At 59.3% G+C, this 21,558-nt stretch carries 21 protein-coding genes; 20 read left to right on the top strand and 1 reads right to left on the bottom strand.

The features are described from left to right. Window positions 1-18 precede the first annotated feature (18 nt). The 5 genes from AC50YL_RS16640 (at window position 19) to AC50YL_RS16620 (ending at window position 4,691) form a co-directional block, all read left to right on the top strand. The gene (locus AC50YL_RS16640) at window positions 19-780 is read left to right on the top strand and encodes a DeoR/GlpR family DNA-binding transcription regulator (protein ID WP_494833312.1); all 762 of its coding nucleotides are present in this window, start codon (window positions 19-21) and stop codon (window positions 778-780) included. A 96-nt stretch (window positions 781-876) separates the two neighbouring features. Then, a complete protein-coding gene (locus AC50YL_RS16635) occupies window positions 877-1,722 on the top strand; it encodes a class I fructose-bisphosphate aldolase (RefSeq protein ID WP_494833311.1) in 846 nt (281 codons plus the stop codon). Between the two features lies 1 nt (window position 1,723). Continuing rightward, on the top strand, window positions 1,724-2,884 hold the full coding sequence (locus AC50YL_RS16630) for a Gfo/Idh/MocA family protein (RefSeq protein WP_494833310.1): 1,161 nt from the start codon (window positions 1,724-1,726) through the stop codon (window positions 2,882-2,884). Window positions 2,885-2,886: 2 nt separating this feature from the next. Further along, complete coding sequence (locus AC50YL_RS16625) at window positions 2,887-4,098, top strand: carbohydrate kinase family protein (RefSeq protein ID WP_494833309.1); 1,212 nt, start codon at window positions 2,887-2,889, stop codon at window positions 4,096-4,098. 47 nt (window positions 4,099-4,145) lie between these two features. Further along, the gene (locus AC50YL_RS16620; RefSeq protein ID WP_494833308.1) at window positions 4,146-4,691 is read left to right on the top strand and encodes a D-lyxose/D-mannose family sugar isomerase; all 546 of its coding nucleotides are present in this window, start codon (window positions 4,146-4,148) and stop codon (window positions 4,689-4,691) included. Window positions 4,692-4,823: 132 nt separating this feature from the next. Here the strand turns inward: AC50YL_RS16620 and AC50YL_RS16615 are convergent, their stop codons facing one another. Continuing rightward, complete coding sequence (locus tag AC50YL_RS16615; RefSeq protein WP_494833307.1) at window positions 4,824-5,531, bottom strand: FadR/GntR family transcriptional regulator; 708 nt, start codon at window positions 5,529-5,531, stop codon at window positions 4,824-4,826. A 152-nt stretch (window positions 5,532-5,683) separates the two neighbouring features. On the opposite strand from AC50YL_RS16615, the gene AC50YL_RS16610 reads away from it, so the two are divergent. The 15 genes from AC50YL_RS16610 (at window position 5,684) to AC50YL_RS16540 (ending at window position 21,554) form a co-directional block, all read left to right on the top strand. After that, window positions 5,684-7,099, top strand: a complete 1,416-nt coding sequence (locus AC50YL_RS16610; RefSeq protein ID WP_494833306.1) for an FAD-linked oxidase C-terminal domain-containing protein — start codon at window positions 5,684-5,686, stop codon at window positions 7,097-7,099. Continuing rightward, window positions 7,092-8,588 (top strand): (Fe-S)-binding protein, encoded by a 1,497-nt coding sequence (locus tag AC50YL_RS16605; RefSeq protein ID WP_494833305.1) that lies wholly within the window; start codon window positions 7,092-7,094, stop codon window positions 8,586-8,588. Before AC50YL_RS16610 ends, AC50YL_RS16605 begins: the two co-directional genes overlap by 8 nt. Window positions 8,589-8,781: 193 nt before the next feature. Beyond that, a complete protein-coding gene (locus AC50YL_RS16600) occupies window positions 8,782-9,240 on the top strand; it encodes a hypothetical protein (RefSeq protein WP_494833304.1) in 459 nt (152 codons plus the stop codon). Between the two features lie 308 nt (window positions 9,241-9,548). Next, window positions 9,549-10,271, top strand: a complete 723-nt coding sequence (locus AC50YL_RS16595; protein WP_494833303.1) for a hypothetical protein — start codon at window positions 9,549-9,551, stop codon at window positions 10,269-10,271. A gap of 33 nt (window positions 10,272-10,304) precedes the next feature. Beyond that, entirely contained in the window at window positions 10,305-10,748 is a 444-nt protein-coding gene (locus AC50YL_RS16590) for a GntR family transcriptional regulator (protein ID WP_494833302.1), read from the top strand. Beyond that, window positions 10,745-11,647 (top strand): ABC transporter ATP-binding protein, encoded by a 903-nt coding sequence (locus tag AC50YL_RS16585; RefSeq protein ID WP_494833301.1) that lies wholly within the window; start codon window positions 10,745-10,747, stop codon window positions 11,645-11,647. The genes AC50YL_RS16590 and AC50YL_RS16585 overlap by 4 nt, the downstream gene beginning before the upstream one ends. A gap of 2 nt (window positions 11,648-11,649) precedes the next feature. Next, complete coding sequence (locus AC50YL_RS16580) at window positions 11,650-12,552, top strand: ABC transporter ATP-binding protein (protein WP_494833300.1); 903 nt, start codon at window positions 11,650-11,652, stop codon at window positions 12,550-12,552. Next, the gene (locus AC50YL_RS16575; protein ID WP_494833299.1) at window positions 12,545-13,876 is read left to right on the top strand and encodes an ABC transporter permease; all 1,332 of its coding nucleotides are present in this window, start codon (window positions 12,545-12,547) and stop codon (window positions 13,874-13,876) included. The genes AC50YL_RS16580 and AC50YL_RS16575 overlap by 8 nt, the downstream gene beginning before the upstream one ends. A gap of 285 nt (window positions 13,877-14,161) precedes the next feature. Continuing rightward, window positions 14,162-14,773: a TetR/AcrR family transcriptional regulator gene (locus tag AC50YL_RS16570; RefSeq protein ID WP_494833298.1), complete on the top strand. Its 612-nt coding sequence runs from the start codon at window positions 14,162-14,164 to the stop codon at window positions 14,771-14,773. A gap of 172 nt (window positions 14,774-14,945) precedes the next feature. Then, window positions 14,946-16,400 carry a 4-hydroxyphenylacetate 3-hydroxylase family protein gene (locus AC50YL_RS16565; RefSeq protein ID WP_494833297.1) on the top strand — a complete coding sequence of 485 codons (1,455 nt, stop codon included), beginning with the start codon at window positions 14,946-14,948 and terminating at the stop codon, window positions 16,398-16,400. A 129-nt stretch (window positions 16,401-16,529) separates the two neighbouring features. After that, window positions 16,530-17,807 (top strand): acyl-CoA dehydrogenase family protein, encoded by a 1,278-nt coding sequence (locus AC50YL_RS16560; protein WP_494833296.1) that lies wholly within the window; start codon window positions 16,530-16,532, stop codon window positions 17,805-17,807. 45 nt (window positions 17,808-17,852) lie between these two features. Next, window positions 17,853-18,710 (top strand): MetQ/NlpA family ABC transporter substrate-binding protein, encoded by an 858-nt coding sequence (locus AC50YL_RS16555; RefSeq protein WP_494833295.1) that lies wholly within the window; start codon window positions 17,853-17,855, stop codon window positions 18,708-18,710. Window positions 18,711-18,728: 18 nt separating this feature from the next. Further along, window positions 18,729-19,499 (top strand): methionine ABC transporter ATP-binding protein, encoded by a 771-nt coding sequence (locus AC50YL_RS16550; RefSeq protein WP_494833294.1) that lies wholly within the window; start codon window positions 18,729-18,731, stop codon window positions 19,497-19,499. Next, a complete protein-coding gene (locus tag AC50YL_RS16545; RefSeq protein WP_494833293.1) occupies window positions 19,492-20,157 on the top strand; it encodes a methionine ABC transporter permease in 666 nt (221 codons plus the stop codon). Before AC50YL_RS16550 ends, AC50YL_RS16545 begins: the two co-directional genes overlap by 8 nt. 17 nt (window positions 20,158-20,174) lie before the next feature. After that, entirely contained in the window at window positions 20,175-21,554 is a 1,380-nt protein-coding gene (locus AC50YL_RS16540; protein WP_494833292.1) for an LLM class flavin-dependent oxidoreductase, read from the top strand. Window positions 21,555-21,558 lie beyond the last annotated feature (4 nt).

The raw sequence follows: 21,558 nt of genomic DNA, 5'->3' as shown, positions 1-21,558 counted from the left end.
CGGCGAGGAGGATCAGTCATGAGCTTGAACGAAAGGCAGCAGCAGCTGTTAAGCATGCTGGAAAGCGCCGGCGAAGTGAAGGTCGCCGGGTTGAAGGACCACTTTGGCGTGACGGAAATGACGATCCGGCGGGACTTGGAGAAGCTGGAGCTGGCCGGATACGTGAAACGGACATTCGGCGGCGCGATATTGGCGTCGAAGGATGTCGCGATCGGGGACCGCACGGGCGTCATGGCGGACGAGAAGCAGGCTATCGGCCGAGCCGCCGCCGCGCTCGTGCGGGAGAACGACTCGATATTCATCGACGGCGGCACGACGACGCTGCATGTCGCCCGGTATTTGAAGCCGGACCTGAATATCACGGTCGTAACCAATGCGCTCAATATTGCCATCGAGCTGCTCGAGCGGAAGATTACGACGGTGGTAACGGGCGGCATGGCCTTGGAGACGACGGCGACGCTGGTCGGCCCCGGGACGGTGGAGACGATCGGCAAAATGGCGTTCGATCGCGTATTTCTCGGCGCAACCGGCTTGACGGCGAAGCACGGCTTCAGCAATTCCAACATGTACGAGGCCGAGATCAAACGAATGGCGATCGCGCAGGCGTCGGAAACGAATATCGTGGTCGACCATTCCAAGTACGGAGCGAAAGAGCTGTTCTCGTTCGCCGCGCTCGGCGAGGTGCATCGCGTCATAAGCAGCGAGCTGCCTGAAGAATCGCTGCTGCAAGCATGCCGAGAACAAACGGTGGAGCTGTTGATCGCGAGTAAAAATGTTTGAATCAAACATAATGGTAGACATCCGAATTCCGTTGCGTTAAATTTATGTTATAAACGAACATAATTTGTTTCAATATAACAAGGGAGATGGATATGGATGTCAGTCAAACCAAGGCTCAACCGGATGTTCAGCGAACAGGGGAAATGTTTCGATGTCGCGGTGGATCACGGATTTTTCAATGAGGTTTCGTTCTTGTCCGGCATCGAGGATATGAGGAAAGCCGTTCAAACGATCGTGGAGGCCAATCCGGATTGCATTCAGCTCAGCGTCGGGCAGTCGAAATGGCTGCAGGACGTTCCCGGCAAGCAGAAGCCGGGGCTCGTCCTGCGCACGGACGCGGCGAATATTTACGGTACGGAGCTACCGCGATTTCTGTTCAGCGAGCTGATCGACCGCGCCATCGAGAAGGCGGCGGCGCTCGATGCCGTCGCCGTCTGCGTCAATCTGCTGCTGCTGCCGGGCCAGCCGGAGCTCCATCACCAATGCGTCCGCAATATCATGCTGCTCAAGAGCGAGTGCGAGAAATACGGCATGCCGCTGATGGTCGAGCCGCTCGTCATGTTACCCAATGAAGCAAAAGGCGGTTATATGGTGGATGGCGACATCGACAAAATCATGCCGTTGGTCCGTCAGGGCGTCGAGCTTGGCGCGGATGTCATCAAAGCCGATCCCAGCGACGATGTCTCGGCGTATCATCGCGTCATCGAAGTGGCTTCCGGCATTCCGGTGCTCGTACGCGGCGGCGGCCGGGCCAGCGACGAGGAAATCGTCGGCCGCACGGTCGAGCTGATGAATCAAGGCGCATCCGGCATCGTCTACGGCCGTAACGTCATTCAGCATCCGAACCCGGCGGGCATGACAAGCGCGCTGATGGCGATCGTGCACCACGGCGCGTCGGCGGAGCAGGCGCTCGCGATCCTAAACGACGGGGAGGCGCGATAAGATGAGCAAGCGCATCATTCGTTTCGGCGTTATCGGCTGCGGATTAATGGGTAAAGAATTCGCAAGCGCCGCCGCGAGGTGGCTGCACCTGGGAGGCGTCGATTTCGAACCGCGCATCGTGGCGGTCTGCGATGCCAACCCTGCGGCGACCGAATGGTTCAAGGGACAAGTGCCGAGCGTGGAGCGCGCCTACACGGATTACAGGGAGCTGCTTGCGGACGGCGAGGTCGAAGCGGTCTACTGCGCGGTACCGCATAACCTGCATGCGCAGATCTACGTCGACATTATCGAAGCCGGCAAGCATTTGCTCGGCGAAAAGCCGTTCGGCATCGACGCGGAGGCGAACGCGCGGATCAATGCGGCGTTGGCGGTCAATCCGGGCGTGATCGTACGCTGCTCGTCGGAGTTCCCGTTCTATCCCGGGGCGCATCAGGTCATCCAGTGGGTGAACGAAGGCAAATTCGGCCGCATCATCGAAGTCGAGGCCGGGTTCTGGCATTCCAGCGATCTTGATCCGACGAAGCCGATCAATTGGAAGAGGAGAATCGCGACGAACGGCGAATATGGCTGCATGGGCGATCTGGGCATGCACGTGCTTCATCTGCCCATGCGTTTCGGCTGGAAACCAAGCAGCGTAAGGGCGCTGCTCAGCAAGATCGTGGCGGAGCGTCCGGACGGCCAAGGTCATCGCGTCCCTTGCGAAACATGGGATAACGCGATCCTCGCCTGCGACGTGCGGACGGCGGATCAGCAATTCCCGATGGTGCTTTCCACCAAACGGATCGCGCCGGGCCATGCCAATACGTGGTTCATCCGCATTCAAGGCACGGAGCTGTCGGCGGAATTCAGCACGAAGAATCCGAAGCAGGTTTCGTCTCTGCCGTATTCGCCGGGCAAACAGCAGGCTTGGCACACGGTAGACGTGCCCTACAAATCGGCTTACGGCACCATAACCGGCGGAATCTTCGAATTCGGCTTCTCGGATTCCATCCTGCAGATGTGGGCGGCCTTCTGCGACGAGCTTGCGCATGGCACGGCCGGCATGTCGCAGCCGTTCCGCTGCGCGACGCCGGAAGAAGCGTCAGGCAGCCACCGCGTCTTCACGGCCGCGCTGGAGTCGGAGCGCACCGGCGCGACCGTGTCGATCGACTGGGGGAATTGAGCGTGAGCGAAGCGCGCATTGGCCCCGATGTGGTGGTAGCCGGCCATATCTGCCTCGATGTCATCCCGACGATTCACGTCGCCCATGGCGGCATGGGAGCCTTGCTCGTGCCGGGCAAGCTCGTCGAGATCGGAGCGGCACGAATCGCGACGGGCGGCGCGGTCTCCAATACGGGGCTCGCGCTGCATCGGCTGGGCATTCGAACGAAGCTGATGGGCAAAATCGGCGACGATATGTTCGGGCGCGCGGTCGGCAACGTGCTGCGGGAGTATGGAGACGAGCTGGCGGAAGGCATGATCGTGGCGCCGGGCGAGCAAACGTCGTACACCATCGTCATCAATCCGCCGAATATCGACCGGATCTTCCTGCACTGCACCGGCGCGAACGATACGTTTGCCGCGGAGGATCTGCCGGCCGACGCGCTCGAAGGAGCACGCGTCTTCCATTTCGGCTACCCGCCGCTCATGCGGAGAATGTACGCGGACGGCGGAGAGGAGTTGGCGGAGCTCCTGTCCAAGGCAAAATCGAAGGGCTTGACGGTGTCGCTCGACTTGGCGAAGCCGGATCCGGCTTCGCCGGCGGGGCGGGCGGACTGGCGCCGCATTTTCGCGAAAGCGCTGCCTTTTGTCGATGTGTTTCTGCCGAGCTTCGAGGAAATCCTATACATGCTGCGGCCGGAGAAATACGAGGAGCTGACCGCAGTACATGGCGACGACCTGCTGCCGAATGCGAATGGGGCGCTCCTGCGGGAGCTGGCCGACGAGCTGATCGCGCAGGGGGCGGCCATCGTCGTCCTGAAGCTTGGCGAGCATGGGCTCTATCTGCGCACGACCGGCGATGCGGGCAGATTCGCGTCCGCGGGAGCAGGCGCGCCGGCATGGGCGGAGGCTTGGCTGGGCCGCGAACTGCTCGCGCCTTGCTTCGAGGTCGAAGCGGCGGGCACGACGGGCGCCGGGGACTGCACGATCGCGGGATTTCTGGCGGGGCTGCTGAAAGGACTCGACCCGGAGTCGGCCTTAAGCGGCGCGGTTGCCGTAGGCGCCTGCAACGTGGAGCAGGCCGATGCGACAAGCGGCGTGCCGTCGTGGGAAGCCGTGCAGGCGCGGATCGCGGCGGGATGGCCTATACGAAGCAAGCTCTTGCACCTGCCGGGCTGGGTCGAAGTCGAGGGCATATGGCACGGACCGGAAGAACGCTGCATGCAGCGCGAATGATTGGCATTATTTATGCGGATACTAGGGCGACCAGGAGGATGATCGGCATGAAACGAAGCGAAGTCGCAGCGGCGCAGAGGAGAGCGGCGGACCTGCTTGATGCGCATGGCATTATTTTGACGCCGGAGGAGCGGGCGAACGTCGAGGTGGCCGGGTTTGGTCTCGGCAATTTGGAGCTTCAAGGCTTGGAGCTCGTGACGTATATCAATACGGACCGCTATTGCGCGAAGGAGCTGGTGCTGTTCCCGGGCCAAACCTGCCCGGAGCATCTGCATCCGCCGGTCGGCGGGGAGCCCGGCAAAACGGAGACGTTCCGCTGCCGCCACGGCGTCGTCTACCTCTACGTCGAAGGCGAGAACGACGGCACGATTCAAGCGGAGGTGCCGGAGGGCAGCGAACAATACTACACCGTTTTCCACGAGATCGAGCTGCATCCCGGCCAGCAGCACACGATTCCGCCGGGCACGAAGCATTGGTTCCAAGCCGGGGACAACGGCGCGATCGTATCGGAGTTCTCGAGCACGAGCCGCGACGAGTACGATATATTCACGGATCCGAACGTTCAGCGCATGCCGGCGATCGTGGAAGACTAGCGTCGGCAGGCGGCACCTGTTTGTCGGACGAAATTTAAACCCGCCTGGGGCGCGAGGGAAGGCAGGCTCTCTCATCGCGCCGGACGTCGGCATACACCATAACCGAAGCACGCAAACAAAACCGGCATTCTCCTAGAGAATGCCGGTTTTGTCGCGCAGGACCTGTTCGACCTTGGCGAGATGCTGCCCCATGCGGGCGGAGGCGAGCGTCTCGTCGCGGTCGCGGATGGCGGATACGATGGAACGGTGCTCGTCCAGCAGCCGGCTGGCGGATCGATGCTCGGCATAGAACCAGAGCGACCGCGTGTCGCGCATGCTCTCGTGGAGCCGCTCGGACAGCGTCTTCATCAGCTCCATCAGCATCGGATTATGCGTCGCTCCGGCGATCTGCTCGTGCAGCAGCACGTCGGCTTGTTCGCCGAAGATCTCGTCGTCCAGCCGATCCGCCATCTCGTTCAGCGTGGCGTCCAAGGCTTCGAGGTCGGACTCGCCGCGATGCTTCGCGGCCAGCGCGGCGCATCCGGTCTCGAGCACCTTGCGCACGTCGAGCAGCTGGAGCAGCGAATCGGCGCGGTTCAGCCAGGCTTCCTGCGCGAAGGCCGGCTCGTCCGGCGGGGTCTTGACATACGTGCCCCCGCCTTGGCGAATATCGAGAAGCCCCTTCGCCTTCAGCGCGCTCAACGCCTCGCGGATCGTGGAGCGGCCGACGCCGTATTCGGCGGCCAGGTCGACCACGGATGGCAGCTTGTCGCCGGGGGACAGCTCGCCGGAGGTCAATTTGAGGTGAAGCTTCTGGGCGACCCATTCGTTGCTCTTGAGCGGCCGTTCGTTCATGGACATATGGCGGGCCTCCTATATCAGTAGAAATCGCGATCGCGATAGACCGCGTGCGTAATTTTGAAGGTGCAGCGTGCTTTCATCTTATGATATACTACTTGCAAAGCAAAGTCATCAGACGACCTGATCTATTTCATCATAAAGGGGAGTTCTCCATGCTTCAAGAAGCAGTAGCCGGCAAGCTTCGCGCCATCGTCGGCGCACAGTGGTTCAAAGACGATCCCGAATCGCTGATCACGCATTCGTACGACGGCACGCCGATGCTTCAATCGCTGCCGGACGGCGTCGTGTATCCCGAGCATACGGCCCATGTATCCGCGATCCTGAAAGTGCTGCAGGAGCACCGCGTTCCCGTCGTGAGCCGCGGCTCCGGCACGAATCTATGCGGCGGAACGGTACCCGTGCAGGGCGGGGTCGTCATGGTCATGCACCGGATGAACCGCATCCTGGAAGTGGACCTCGAGAATCTGACCGCGACCGTGCAGCCCGGACTCAATACCAAAGCGTTCATTACGCACGTGGAAAGTCTCGGCCTGTTCTACCCGCCGGATCCGAGCAGCATGGCGATCTCGACGATCGGCGGCAACATCGCCGAGTGCTCCGGCGGCCTGCGCGGCCTGAAGTACGGCACGACGAAGGATTACGTCATCGGCCTGGAGGCGGTGCTGGCCAGCGGCGAGATCATCCGCACCGGCGGCAAGCTGATGAAGGACGTCGCGGGCTACGACCTGACGAAGCTGCTCGTCGGCTCGGAAGGCACGCTCGCCGTCATCACGGAAGCGACGCTGAAGCTGGTTCCCCCGCCGACGACGAAGAAGACGATGCTGGCGATGTACAAGGACTTGTACGGCGCGGCGCGCACGGTGTCCAAGATCATCGAGAACCGGATCATTCCGGCGACGCTTGAATTTCTGGACAATCCGACGATCCGCGTCGTGGATGATTTCGCGAAGCTGGGCTTGCCGCTCGACATGGACGCGATCCTGCTGATCGAGCAGGACGGCGATCCCGAAGCGGTGGAACGCGACATCGCGCGCATCGCGGAGATCTGCCGCAGCGAGAACGCGGAGCGCGTCAGCATCGCCGCCGACGAAGCGGAGGCGCTCAAGCTGCTGACGGCGCGCCGCAGCGCGTTCACCGCGCTGGCGCGGCTGCGGCCGACGACGATTCTCGAGGACGCCACCGTGCCCCGTTCCAAGATCGCCGACATGGTGCTCGCGATCAACGACATCGCCAAGCGACACGGCGTCACGATCTGCACGTTCGGCCATGCCGGCGACGGCAATCTGCATCCGACCGCGACGACGGATGCCCGCGACGCCGACGAAATCCACCGCGTGGAGGAAGCGTTCGCGGAAATCTTCGAAGCCGCGATCGCGCTCGGCGGCACGATCACCGGGGAGCACGGCGTCGGACTCGTGAAGGCGCCGTTCCTGGAATGGAAGGTCGGGGCGGCCGGCATCGCGGTCATGCAGGGGATCAAGCAGGCGTTCGACCCGAACAATATTCTGAATCCGGGCAAAATGTTCGCCAAATCGGCGCGTAAAAGGGTGGTGCTGCACCGTGGCTAAAACGCTAAGCGATTTGATTCCGACGCACGGCGATCGCGCCGGACTGGCGACGACGCTCAAGAACGCGCTCGATTACGATCAGCTGACGAACTGCATGCGCTGCGGGTTTTGCCTGCCGGCCTGCCCGACGTTTCGCGAGACGGGCTTCGAGGCGGAATCGCCGCGCGGCCGGATCGCCTTGATGAAGGCGGTCGCCGACGGCCTGATGGATCCGGACGAGGCGTTCGAGACCCAGATGAACCACTGCCTCGGCTGCCGGGCCTGCGAGCCCGCTTGTCCCGCCGACGTCAAGTACGGCCAGCTGCTGGAGCAGGCGCGCGACTCCGTCGAGAAGCATACGACGACGCACCGCTGGTGGGTGAAGGCGGCTCGCAAAACCGCGTTCGAGGGCATGTTCCCCCATCAGAACCGGATGCGCCTGCTCGGCGGCGCGCTGCAAATGTACCAGCGGACCGGCCTGCGCAAGCTGGTGCGCGGCGCCGGGCTGATGAAGCTGTTCCCGGAGCACATGCGGGACATGGAAGCGATCCTGCCCGACGCGTCGTACAAAGGCGTCGTCGAGCGGATCGGCGCGTTCCATCCGGCGAAGGGCGAGCGGATCGCGACGGTCGGTTTGTTCCGCGGCTGCATCATGGACGTCCTGTTCACGGAGACGAACAAAAACACGGTCGAACTCCTGAACGAAGCTGGCTTCGACGTCGTCATTCCGGAAACGCAAAATTGTTGCGGCGCGCTGCATGCGCACAGCGGCGAGCAGGAGGGCGCGAAGGCGCTGGCGAAGCGCAACATCGCGGCGTTCAAGGCGGCCGGCGTCGACTGGATCGCGTCCAACGCGGGCGGCTGCGGGGCGCTGCTCGTGGAATACGACCATTTGCTGCATGACGATCCGCAGTGGAAGGACGATGCCCGCTGGTTCGCGAAGCGGAGCGTCGACGTCAGCAAGCTGCTCGTGGAGCACGGCCGGCTGCGGACCGTCGCGCAGGCGGCCGTCGCCGCCGGCGCGGGCGCGATGATCGGCGGCACCGGCGCTTCGGCGGTGTCCGCGCACGCGCACGCAAGCAGCGGCCATGGCTCGGCATCGGGCGGCTGCGGCGGATCATGCAGCGGCGGCGTCGGATTCGCGTCGGACGAGAAGGTCCGCATCACGTACCAGGACTCCTGCCACCTGCGCAACGTGATGCGCTCCCCGGAGGCGCCGCGCAAGCTGATGCGCAGCGTGGCGAACGCCGAGTTCGTCGAGCTAGCGGAAGCAGACCGCTGCTGCGGCTCGGCCGGGATCTACAATCTGACGCAGCCGCAGATGGCGGGCCGGATTCTCGACCACAAGATGGAGCACGTGAAACGGACCGAAGCCCGTTATTTGCTGACGAGCAATCCCGGCTGCCTGCTGCAGATGAAGAACGGCATCGAGAAGCACGGCATGAGCGGGCAGATGGAAGCCCTGCATCTGATTGATTTTCTGCATGAACGGATTTGCGCGAAGGACTGACCGTCAATCGCTTGAGCGGGCGCCTTGATGCTTGGGTTTGGCGGTTCGTGCCAATGAGCGGTTGCGCACGAACGAGGCGAAAAGGATGCGCCGGTTCGCGGCATGAATGACCTTCGTCGTCACGGAATCCTCAAAATACGGATAACCCCTCGTCGCATATAGTGGAATAACGACAGGTACAGGGGGGCTCCGCATGCATGCATTCAAATCGCTCCTGACCAAGACGCTGATCCGGCTGTTCACCGCCTTCTTCGTTTATCCGGCGATCCTGTTCGCCTGCCTGGTGCTCGGCTTCACGTCTTCGTGGAAATCCGGGACCGTCATGCTCGTCTCTTCGCTGCTGCTGCTACTCGTGCTGAAGCGCGAAGCGGCCGCCATCCGTCCGGCGGGCGTCTGGCGCAAGTCGCGGAATCGCAAGCCGCGCGGATCGCCGCACGGGAAGCGGGCGCTCGGCTATTTTCCGGGCGCGTCGGACTCGCCTGCCTCTCCGCTGCAGCTAAGCGAGATTTATTCCGACATCGCCGCGCAGCTGCGGGAACAGGAGGCGCTGCTCGCGCTGCTTAGAACGGTGGACGGCAAGCCCGTCGGCAAACATCCGGAGGGCTGCCGGTGTTCGAGCTGCGATCCGGCGTTTCAGGGGCCGAATAAGTAAAGCAATGATCGAACCGCCAATGCGTGCCGAGAGGCTCGGATTGGCGGTTTTTTTTTTGCAGGATAAGAACCATGAAACCAGTGATGGGCACGGTTTCGCCATAACGCCACGCATGCTGGTCAATCTCCCAAGAAAGCGGTGAAATCAAGTCGTCGGCTATTTGCCGTAATTTCGTTATCCATGCCGCCGGCTTAAAATCGGCGGTTATTTTGCATTTCCCGAAATCCAACTATTGACAATCGGAACAATTACTGATTATACTGTGTATATGAATATATACAGTATATAAAGCGGAAGGAGCTGGGACGATGTCGACTTGGCAAGGCGCGTTGACGCTGCTTCGTTCCGAGGGACGCCGGTCGTGGGGCGGATTGCTCGTGACGATGTTTTTCTTCGCGTACATCAGCGTGGTCATGATGCCGTTGTTTCAGAACCTGCTGGATCACGGGGGCAAGGGCGCGTACGGCTCGATCGGCAATTTTCTGTATTTGACTCTCCTGCCCAACATGGCCTTCATCTTGAACCGCAGCGTGATTCATTATTGGAGCCGGGATCCGTACTCGCGGAAGCTTGCGTATTGGCGCACGCTGCCGATCAGCTGGAATGCCATCGTGCTGTCCAGGATGCTGCAGCTCTGTATCGTGCTCACGATCGTTTCGGTATTTTTCTTTACCGTGCAGTACGCGATTCTGAACGAGCTCCGCGAGCTGATGGCGCCGGGCGAATATATCGTCTATGCGCTGATCTGGTACGGCTACGCCTTGACTCTCGGCGCCACCTATGCGTTTTTCGAGCAAACGTTGGGCGGAAAAGCCTATTTGGCGGTTTGCCACGGCTATTTGATCTTCTATTTGCTGGTCGGGGTCGTGCTGTGGCGGACGGATACGGATCTGCTGTACCGGACGATCGAGGCTTCCCGCGGTCATGAATGGACGTGGCCCGTCATGTCGCTTCTGCTGGGCGCAGCGGCTACGGTTCTTATCGGGCTCCTGATTCGAAAGCAGCTTGCGAAGCGCAATCTCTATCATTAAGCGGGCTCGACATTCGAAGAAAGGGTGGTCGCGGTGTGGATACCGATACAACTAAATGAACAAAGCGCAGAGCCGTTGTACCACCAGATCGAAGTGCAGCTCCGCGCATTCATCGTCAGCGGGCAGATGCCCGAAGGCACGCTGCTGCCCTCGATCCGCGAGCTGGCGCAGTTGACGAAGTGCAGCGTCATTACGGTCCGGCGCGTCTATCAGGACCTGGAGAACGAAGGCTTGCTCCGCACGAGGCAGGGAACGGGCACGTTCGTGGCCAAGGTCGACGAGACGCTTCGGGACACGCAGCGGCGAAGCACGGTCATCGAAGCGATCGAGGCGGCGGTGGACGCCGGGATCCGGGTACATTTTACCGACGAGGAGATGATGGAGATGCTGCGCGAGGTGCTTGAGCGAAAACGGGCGGCGGCGGCCTTGGCAGAACGGCAGGGCGCGCCGTCGGACGAAGGAGGGGAACCGGCATGACGACGGAAACGGCGGTAGCGATCGAGGGCTTGGTGCAGCGAAGGGCGCATTTCGAGCTGGGTCCGGTCGACTTGAACATTCCGAAGGGATACGTGACGGCGATCGTCGGGCCGAACGGCTCGGGCAAGAGTTCGCTGTTCCGGCTGATGCTGGGGCTGGCGCGCCCGGACTCGGGCGGCGTGCGGCTGCTCGGGGAGCGGGTCGGCGACGGAGACCGGATGTCGATCAAGACGCGAATCGGGTACGTGCCCGAAGAGGCGATCGATATCGAGGACCGCCTTAGCGGCGAGGCAAAATCGGCCTTCGTGCGGCAGTGGTATCCCGGCTGGGACGTGAACTATTACCGGGAGCTGCTGCGGCGCTTCGAGGTCGATCCCGCGCTCAAGCTGGGCAAAATGTCCAAGGGCATGCGGCGCAAGTTCGACCTGTCGCTCGCCATGGCGCATCATCCGGAGCTACTGCTGCTGGACGAACCTTCCTCGGGACTGGATCCGATCGCGTGGAAGACGATGATCGACGCGCTCCACCGCTTCATGGAGCGGGGCGACCGCACGATCGTCATGGCCTCCCATATCATCGACGAAGTGCGCAGGCTCGCGGATTACATCGTGTTCGTCGCGCAGGGCCGGGTGCTCGGCATGTACGAGAAGGACGCGCTGTTGGAAGCTTGGCAGACGATGTACGTCGATGCAGGCGGCAGGACGCTGCCGTGGAAGGAGATGCCCGGTTACCGCAGCTGCGACTTGGCGGGCGGCGCGACGTATAAAGTCGTGACGGAGCAAGCCTTCGAAGCGGAGCAGTGGCTGGCCGCGGCCGGAGCGGTGCTGGTCAGCAAGCGGAAATTGGAGCTGGACGACATCCTGTTGAATCTAACCGAACATGCGAGAGGAGTTTACTAATCATGAATGCTTTATCGCTGGAACAGGTTTTCAAGCAGTACGGCGCCAAAACCGCCGTGAACGGCATCAGCTTCGACGTCGGCCAGGGCGAGATCTACGGCCTGCTCGGCGCGAACGGCGCGGGCAAAACGACGACGATGCGTATGGTCCTCGGTCTCATCTATCCCGATTCAGGCAAGATCCGTTATGGCGGCAAGGCTTACTCCAAGGAGCTGCTGCAAGGGCTCGGCTATCTGCCCGAGGAACGCGGCCTCTACCCGAAGGTGAAGGTCAGCGATCAGATTCTCTATCTTGCGCAGCTCCGCGGCATGTCCCGCAAGGATGCGGACGCGAACCTGAAGCGTTGGCTGGATCGGTTCGGCGTGCCGGAGTATTACGGCAAGAAGGTCGAGGAGCTGTCGAAAGGCAATCAGCAGAAAATCCAGTTCATCGCGGCGGTCATCCATCATCCGCGCATCGTCATCATGGACGAAGCGTTCAGCGGCCTCGATCCCGTCAACGTCGAGCTGTTGAAGTCGACGGTCAAGGAGCTTCGCGACAGCGGTTCTTCGATCCTGTTCTCCACGCACCGGATGGAGCATGTCGAGGAGCTGTGCCGCAACATTACGATTTTGCACAAATCCAACCCCGTGCTGCAGGGGAATTTGAAAGCGATCAAGAAGCAATTTCCGCGGGAGCGCGTCATTCTGGCGACGGACGGCGACGTGACCGGCTTGGAAGCGGTCGGCGGCGTCACGGGCATAACGCGCCATGAATACGGCTACGAGCTGATGATCGCCGACGAGGCCGCCGGCCGGCCGATCCTGGAGCTGGCGATGACGCAGACGAATGTCACGCGCTTCGAAATCATGGAACCGACGCTCAATGAAATCTTTATTAAGACGGTAGGTGAGAACCATGAATAACGGATTTTGGACGGTTGTCGGCTTCACGGCGAAGAACAAGCTGCGGGGCAAAGCGTTTGTCGTCACGACGATCATTATCGCGGTCATCATGAGTATCGGCATCAATTTGCCGTATATTATCTCGCAGTTCAGCGGCGAGGGCAAACCGACGGCGGTCGGGTACCTGGACAGCGCGGCCGACAAGGCGCAATCGCAGTTGTTCACCTCGACGCGCATCGTCGCGCTGCTTGATACTTATTACGATGCGCAGGAGAAGCCGGAGCTGAAGTTCGTGCCGATCGCGGACGCGGGCTCCGCGGACGCGAACGAGCAGGCGCTGAAGCAGGCGGTGTCGGACGATCTCGTCGACGGGTACATCGATTTCGCGCCGGATCCGGAGAGCGGGTTCCCGGCCGTAACGTATAAATCCGAGAGCCTGATGGAAACGAAGGTGTCGCAGTCGCTCTCGACGGCGCTGCAGGCGGTGAAGATGGAGGCGGTCATCGACAGCGGCGGCCTCAGCGACGAGCTGAAGGCGTTGCTGACGAAACCCATCAAGCTCGATACCGTCCAAATTTCCACCGGCGAAGGCGCAGGCTCCATCGGCAACGGCAAGTCGTCCGAGCAGCAGGGCATGGACATGGCCACGGTCTACGTCATTATCTTCATGCTGTTCATGGCGATCATGATCAGCGGCCAAATGATCGCGAGCGAGATCACGGCGGAGAAAAGCTCGCGCGTCATGGAAATCCTGATCACGAGCGTGGCGCCGCTGAAGGCGATGTTCGGCAAGATTCTCGGCATGTTCCTCGTCGTGCTGGCGCAGCTGGCGGCGTACATCGTCGTGATCATCGTCAACATGACGCTGCCGCAGAACGCCGACACCCTGAGCGGCTACGGCATCTCGCTGGATCTGATCGATCCCGCTCTGCTCGTGTACGCCATCCTGTTCTTCTTGACCGGCTTCTTCCTGTTCGCGACGCTGTTCGCGGCGGTCGGCTCGATCGTCAGCCGCACGGAGGATCTCGGCCAGGCGGTGCTGCCGATCACGATGCTGTCGCTCGCGGGCTTCTACATCTGTATCTTCAGCGGCCTCAACAGCCCGGGCTCCATGCTGATCAAAGTGTCGTCGTTCATCCCGTTCTTCTCGCCGTACGCGATGGTCGTCCGGCTCGGCCTGTCCGACCCGCCGCTCTGGCAGGTGTGGCTGTCGATCGTCATCCTGCTGGCCTCGATCCTGGCCTGCGGCTGGCTGTCCGCGAAGATCTACCGCGCCGGCGTGCTGATGTACGGCAAGAAGCCGTCGATGAAGGAGTTGTTCAAGGCGATGCGGGCGTACCGGTAGGTCCTATAAGCTTCGCTATCATCATCTTCTTTCTTCAATTTGAGTTCATCCATGTAAAGGCCAGTCAGATCAAACCCTTGATCTGACTGGCCTTTTTTTATTATGGGAATGAAATGCCGTTGGCCCTGGCGATCGGGTAATTCATAATTCCGATTGATTAACTTTGAATTGTTCGTTATGATAACATTTAACAAAAGCTGTAATCTGAACAAATATACTGAATATGTCCGTTTTCATACATATAATCCTCTTTTGTATTATTTCTAATAGGAAGGCGTGATTCGCATGACCGAGGTCCGAACGGATCGCCGAATTCATAAGACGAAACTGCATATCGTGAGTGCTTTTTTGTCATTATGCGAGAAGAGGAAATTCGATTCGATCGTGATCAAAGACATTACGGAAGCCGCGGATATTAGCCGTTCTACGTTTTATGCGCATTTCCAAGACAAATACGTGCTGATGGAACAAATCGTTAAAGACAAGCTTGCAGAGTTGATCAACCTTTACGAGAGCAAAAAAGCCGCGATTCACGCCTATGTGCCGCAACAGGAGACGCCCGACCCGTATTTTACGTTCCTGTTCGAACATTTGGCCGAGCATGCTCCCTCCTATCGGATCCTGTTATTGCATGTGCCGGAATCCGGATTCGAAGAGCGGCTGATCGAAACCGTCCAAAACACCATTAGCCTGCGAATCGACAATAACCGAATGGACCAGAAGCAGCCGATTCCATTAGACATTTTGCTTGAAAGCATGGCGTTCTGGATCGGCGGAACGGCGATATCCTGGTTAAAGCAGGGCATGATCTATTCGCCGAACTATATGGCAATCCAAATGAGCAGGCTTGCCGCGATGGGATTTTATCAAGCGATGAATTACAGGGCAAACAAATAATCGCTTCTTGTAGGATTGAAAGAGCAGTACCGTTCACATCTTGAAAAAGTGTCCGAAAAACGCCAGAAGTCGGCTTTTTGTTTGTTGACCCTTTGTCGGATGCCAGCTAAGATATAGCCAATACCTGAGTTAATGCATCGGAATTATCAGTTATGGTGAAGGAGGTGAACGGGTGAGAGGCGATGAGTTTCTGAAGAGCTTGGACGACGGGCGAACGGTCTGGTTGAACGGCAGCAAGGTTCCCCGGGTGGAAACGCATCCTGCCTTTCGCGGGACGCTCGGTACGATTCGCGGTCTCTTCAACACGCTGGATGATCCCGAGCTTCGCGCGCAGGCCGGTTTTCGAATCGCGGGACGAGAAGCGTATGCGCACAGTTCATTTCTGATTCCCCGCACGCCGGAGCAGCTCGCCCAGCGAAGTCAATCCTTTGCCTTTTGGTCCAAACAGTGCAACGGCATGATGAGCAGGCTTTCCGATTACGCGCGTTCGTTCATAACCGGTTGGTATGCGGCGCGAAATGAGCTTGATCGTTTGGATCCCGGCTTTGCCCATAAAATCTCGGCTTATTATGAAACGGCCCGGGACAACGACCTCTTTCTGACGACAGCCATTATCGATCCTCAAATCGACCGATCCAGCGGCCTTGACGATGACCGCATCGCATCGCGGTTTCTGCATGTCGTCAAGGAAACGAGCGAAGGCATCGTGGTGAGAGGGGCCAAAATGATCGCCACCGGAGCGCCCTATACGCATGATTTCGTGATCTTCTCGTTTCTTAAGCTGGAACAGGCTCATCGGGAGCATGCGCACGTCCTGATCGTCCCGGCCAATTCCCAGGGCCTGCATATCGTCTGCAGGCAATCGTTCGCCAGCGAGAAAGAACATGATTCGCCCCTAAGCGCCAGGTATGACGAGATGGATGCCGTTCTCTTTTTCGATGACGTATTGATTCCTTGGGAACGCGTCTTGATGTACGGCGATGCGGAGAAAGTGATGGCGCTGAGGGCGAACACGACTACGAATGCCCTCGCGTTCCATCAAAATATCGTGCGCTACGTCGCCAAGCTCGAATTTATCACCGGGGTGGCGTTTGCGATTGCGGAAGCCATCGGGGTCGGCGGATTTCTGCATATCCAAGAAAAGCTTGGCGAGCTGCTGACGCAAATCGATTGCATGAAGGCGCTCGTCATTGCTTCCGAGGCACAAGCCAAGGTGGACGGGAACGGCGTGTTGGTCCCGGAATTGTCCTATATCCATACCGCAAGGAACATCGGGACGAAGTTTTATCCGCGCGCGGTCGAGATTTTGCAGCAAATAGGCGGCGGAGGGTTTGTCCAGGTTCCTTCCAGCATCGAAGATTTCTACGGTACGATTTCCGAGTTGATGAGCCAGTACTTCGAGGGCGCCACGGTCAGCGCGGAGAAAAAAGTGCAATTGTTCAAGCTTGCCTGGGATCTGATCGGCAGCCCGCTGGGAGCCAGGCATGAACTTTACGAGCGGTTTTACGCGGGAGATCCCGTGCGGGGCTTCGCCAACCAGTACCTGTATCACGATAAAGAAAGTCTGACGGCTCCGATCTGGAAGTTGATCAAAGACTCCGCCAAGCGCGGGGCTGTCAGCAATTGAATACTGGAACCGATCAACCGGACAACCGGAGACCTCCAGCCTCTTCAGGCATGCAGGTCTTATTTTTATTCCGTGGAAAGGCCGCGTTGACCGCATGTTCGCCGAAATCGAAAAGCCAGGAGGAACGATATGGGAAAAAGCAAAGGCGTCTGGGGATTCGCGTCCGACCGTTACGAAGGGCTGGCCGAGCGGTTCAGACCTGTCTTCCAACGCATTCGCGCAGGCGCCGTCGATCGGGAATTAAGCCGGAAACTGCTGCACGAAGAAATTAATCTGCTCCGGGAGAGTCGTTTCGGAGCCTTGCGAATTCCCGAGGAGGAGGGGGGCTTCGGCGTATCGGTCCCCGAATTGTTCCATTTGCTGATCGAGTTGTCGGAAGCCGAATCCAATGTCACGCAAGCCTTGCGAATCCATTTCGGATTCGTCGAGCGCATTCTGAATTTGCCGGACGGCGACCGCAGGCTCCGATGGCTGAAGCGGATCGCGGACGGCGCCATTGTCGGGAACGCCTTAACGGAAATCGGCAGCGCGCAGGTCGGCAGTTATAATACGAAGCTGGCCTTGCGCGAGGATGGCCTTCGATTAAGCGGGACCAAGTATTATTCCACCGGCACCCTTTACGCGGATTGGATCGTCGTCGGCGCCGCGGCGGAACAAGGCGACGTCGTGACGGCGATGGTTCCGTCGACGGCGAGCGGCGTCGACATCGTCGACGATTGGGAAGGCTTCGGTCAGACGTTGACGGGAAGCGGCACGACCGTCTTCCGGGAGACGCCGGTGGAAGCGGACGACGTGTTCGCGCGCGAAACGTATCCCAAGTACGCGACGGCGTTTGCCCAAATGGTTCATTTGTCCACGCTGGCCGGAATAGCCCGCGCGGCGGCGATCGACGTCGCCGCGTCGATTGCCGAACGCCGGCGAACGTATTCGCATGCGGCCGCCGGCCGGTCCAGCGAGGATCCGCAAGTGCTGCAAGTGGCGGGGCGGGTGCATAGCCAAGCCTATGCGGCCGGGGCGCTCGTGCTTAAGGCGGCCGAAGCGGTGCAGCGCGCTTACGAGGCGCGGAACGCGGCGGATGCCGAGGACAACGCGAACGTCGAGGCGGAGATCGAAGTCGCGCAAGCGCAGACGGTCGTTGCCGGACTGGTGCTCGACGCCGTAGCTGCCATTTTCGATGCGCTGGGCGCATCGGCGACGATGCGATCCAAAGCGCTGGATCGTTATTGGCGCAACGCCAGAACGATTGCTTCCCATAATCCGCTGATCTATAAAGAACGGATCGTCGGCGATTATGCCGTGAACGGCACGCATCCGCCTTTCGCCTGGCAAACGGGCATCGGGTCGCCTTCACGAACCGCCCCGACGGCCGGGGACAACAACGGCGTTCGGCCCGGTCCGCCGTCCTAGGCGCTATTTTCTCATCTATCAATCTCAATGAAGGAGCGGTAAAAAATGAAAAAATCAAATCGCTTCACCGCACTCGTCGTCATCCTGGCGCTCGCCTTCCTGGTCGCGGCTTGCGGGAAGGGTAAAACGGACGATGAGGCGGCGACGGCAAACCCGGAGGATAAAATCATTCATCATGTGATGAGCGATGCGGGATTCAACGGCGAAATCGTGAAAATTTTAAAAGCGGAGCTGGCCAAAGACGGCTACGAGCTGGATTACGTGATCGTCAACGACATCATTCAACCGAACAAAATCGTCAACGACGGTCAAGCGGATACGAATTCCTTTCAGCACGAAGCGTATTTCGACCAGTTCGTCAAGGATCAGGGTCTTAAGAACATTTCCAGAGCCTTTTACACGACGTTCACGCCTTCCGGGCTTTATTCGAAAAAGTTCAAGTCGTTCAAGGAAGTTCCCGACGGCGCATTGATCGGCATACCCGTCGATCCGGCCAACAACGGACGCGCCTTATTCATGCTGCGGGATCTGGGCTTGCTGAAGCTCAAAGACGGCGTGGACGTCATTCATGCAACGCTGAAAGATATTACGGATAATCCGCATAAATTCAAATTCATGGAAGTGGATCAGCTGATGCTCCAGCGTACGCTGGATGACGTGGACGTAGGCTTCTTGTTTGCCGGAACGGCCGTTCAAATGGGCTATAAGCCCAAGCAGGACGCCTTGGCGCTGGAAGACGGCAAAGATCTGCCGTACAAAGGGATCGTGGCCGTGAACAACAAGCTGCTCGGCACGCCTAAAATCAAGGCGCTGCAAAAAGCGTACGAGAGCCAAGCCATTAAAGATTTCTACAAGGAAAAATACGGCGATGCCATCGAGGTCTTGGATGATTTGAATAAATGACGATGGGGAGGGCTTATCATGATTACCCTGCACAATGTAAGCAAGACGTTCGCGACCGCGGAGGGACCGCTTCACGCGGTATCCTCCGCCGCGCTTGAAGTGGAGCAAGGCGATATCTACGGGCTGATCGGCTTTAGCGGAGCCGGCAAATCGACGCTTCTCCGCACGATCAATTTGCTGGAAAGACCGGACGAAGGCCGCGTGATCGTCGACGGCGAGGAGCTCACCGCTTTGCCGCTTCGGGAGCTGCGGAGGAGAAGGCTTTCGATCGGCATGATTTTTCAGCATTTTAACCTGCTCAATAACCGGAACGTCTACGATAACGTCAGCTTCCCGCTGGAGATCGCCAAGGTTCCGAAAGCCCAGCGCAGGCAGCGTATCGAGAGCTGCCTGGAGATGGTCGGCTTGTCCGACAAGGCCAAGGCGTTTCCGGCCAAATTAAGCGGCGGACAGAAGCAGCGGGTCGCCATCGCGCGCGCGTTGGCCGGCAATCCGAAGATTTTGCTTTGCGACGAGCCGACGTCTTCGGTGGATCCGCAAACGACCGGCAGCATCTTGGCCGCGCTTCGGGAGATCAACCGGAATCTAGGCATCACCATCGTGATCGTGACCCATGAGATGAATGTCGTGAAAGCGATCTGCAATAAAGTGGCCGTGATGGAGCAAGGAAAAATCGTCGAGAAATTCGACTTGCGCGAGAAGAATATCGTGCCGCAGTCCCCTATCGCCCAATACTTATTCAAGAACGAGATTACGTTGGCGCGCGAAATGGAGGCCAGCTATGCTTAGCAATATTAGCAGCGCTTGGCCAGAGCTGGTTCAGGCCCTGCTGGAGACGTTGTATATGTTGGTCCTGACGATACCGATCGCGGTCGCGATCGGTACTCCGCTCGGAACCGTACTGTTCCTGACCCGTCCGAATTCCTTTCTGAAATGGCCAAAATTTTACGTGATTCTCAACGGTTTCGTCAATTTGATCCGTTCGTTTCCCTTCCTGATCCTTATGATCGCGATTATTCCGTTTACCCGAATGGTTGTCGGCACGGCGCTTGGGACAACGGCGGCGACCGTTCCGATGATTATCAACGCGGTTCCGTATTTCGCCCGATTTATCGAGCAGATTCTGCTGGACGTGAATCGCGGGGTCGTGGAAGCCGCGGAGTCGATGGGCGCCAATAAATTCCAGATCGTGTGGAAGGTGCTGTATACGGAGGCCCGCTCCGGGATTGCCAACGCGGTCACCATCGTCACGGTAAGCTTTCTGTCCTATTCGACGGTCGCGGGACTCGTCGGCGGCGGGGGGATCGGCGATTTTGCCATTCGCTACGGGTATTACCGCTATCAGACCGACGTGATGTTCGTGACGATCATCATTATGGTGCTGTTCGTCCAGGCGTTTCAGTTCGCGGGGAACTACGTCGTTCGTAAATTGGATAAACGCTTGTAAGGAAGGAGCTTATGACCATGCCCAAAAAAATTCATCTGAATGCGTTCGAGATGAACTGCGTCGGCCATATCGTGCACGGACTTTGGCGCCATCCGGATAATAACCGGCATCGGTACACCGATATCCGTTATTGGACCGAGCTTGCGGAACTGCTGGAACGCGGGAAGTTCGACGCCTTGTTTTTGGCGGATGTCGTAGGGGTCTACGATGTGTACAAACAAGGAGCGGAAACCGCGATTCGCGAGGCGGTACAGATTCCTTGCAACGATCCGCTGCTCGTCGTCCCTCCGATGGCGCTCGTCACGAAGCATCTTGCTTTCGCCGTCACGTTCTCCACGACGTACGAGAAGCCCTTCGCGCATGCGAGACGGATGTCGACGCTCGATCATCTGACCAAAGGCAGGATCGCGTGGAATGTCGTCACCTCTTATTTGCCCAGCGCGGCCCGTAATTTCGGACTGGAGCAGATGATCGCCCATGACGAACGCTACGAGATCGCGGAGGAATACCTGGACGTCTGCTATAAGCTGTGGGAAGGAAGCTGGGAGGACGATGCGGTCATTCGCGATGTCGAACGGGGGATCTACACGGATCCCGGGAAGGTGCATCTCGTTCGCCATGAGGGCCGTTACTTCAACGTGCCCGGACCGCACTTGAGCGAGCCTTCCGTTCAGCGAACGCCGGTCATCTACCAGGCCGGCAGTTCCGCGCGCGGGCGCGCGTTTGCCGCCAAGCATGCCGAGGCCGTCTTTCTTGGAGGCGGGAGCATCCCGGCGTTGAAGCGCTACGCGGATGACATTCGCGCTCAAGCGGCCGCCAACGGCCGCGACCCGGCGCATATCAAGCTGATGACGGGCCTGCTTGCGATCGTGGGACGAACGCGGGAAGAGGCGCAGGGGAAGCTCGAGCGTTTTCAATCCCTGTACAGCCTGGAAGGCGTACTGGCGCATTACGGCGGCGGCAGCGGATACGACTTATCCGCCTATGCCCCCGATGACGTTCTGACCTATGCGGAAACGAACCACGGGCAGACGGCCGCGGCTCAATTCACCAAGGAAAGCCCGCGTCCCAAAACCGTTCGCGAGGTGAAGGAGACGTTAGGAACGCTCGGCGGGCGGGGATTGTTCGTGGTCGGAACGCCCGAGGAGGTCGCCGACCGTATCCAGTACTGGGTGGAAGAAACCGGGATCGACGGCTTCAATGTCATCCAAATGCTCTCCCCCGATACCCTGCGCGATTTTATCGAGCTGGTCGTTCCCGTGCTGCAGCGCAGAGGATTGTTTCGAGAAGATTATGAAGAAACGACGTTGCGCGAACGCCTGTTGGGATCGGAGATTCGGCGGTTGCCTGCAGGCCATCCCGGCGCTGCCTACCGCAAACAGACTACTTTGACATAATTGG

It is taken from the genome of Paenibacillus sp. J22P277 (assembly GCF_059383675.1).
This window is presented reverse-complemented; position numbering and strand designations above follow the sequence as displayed.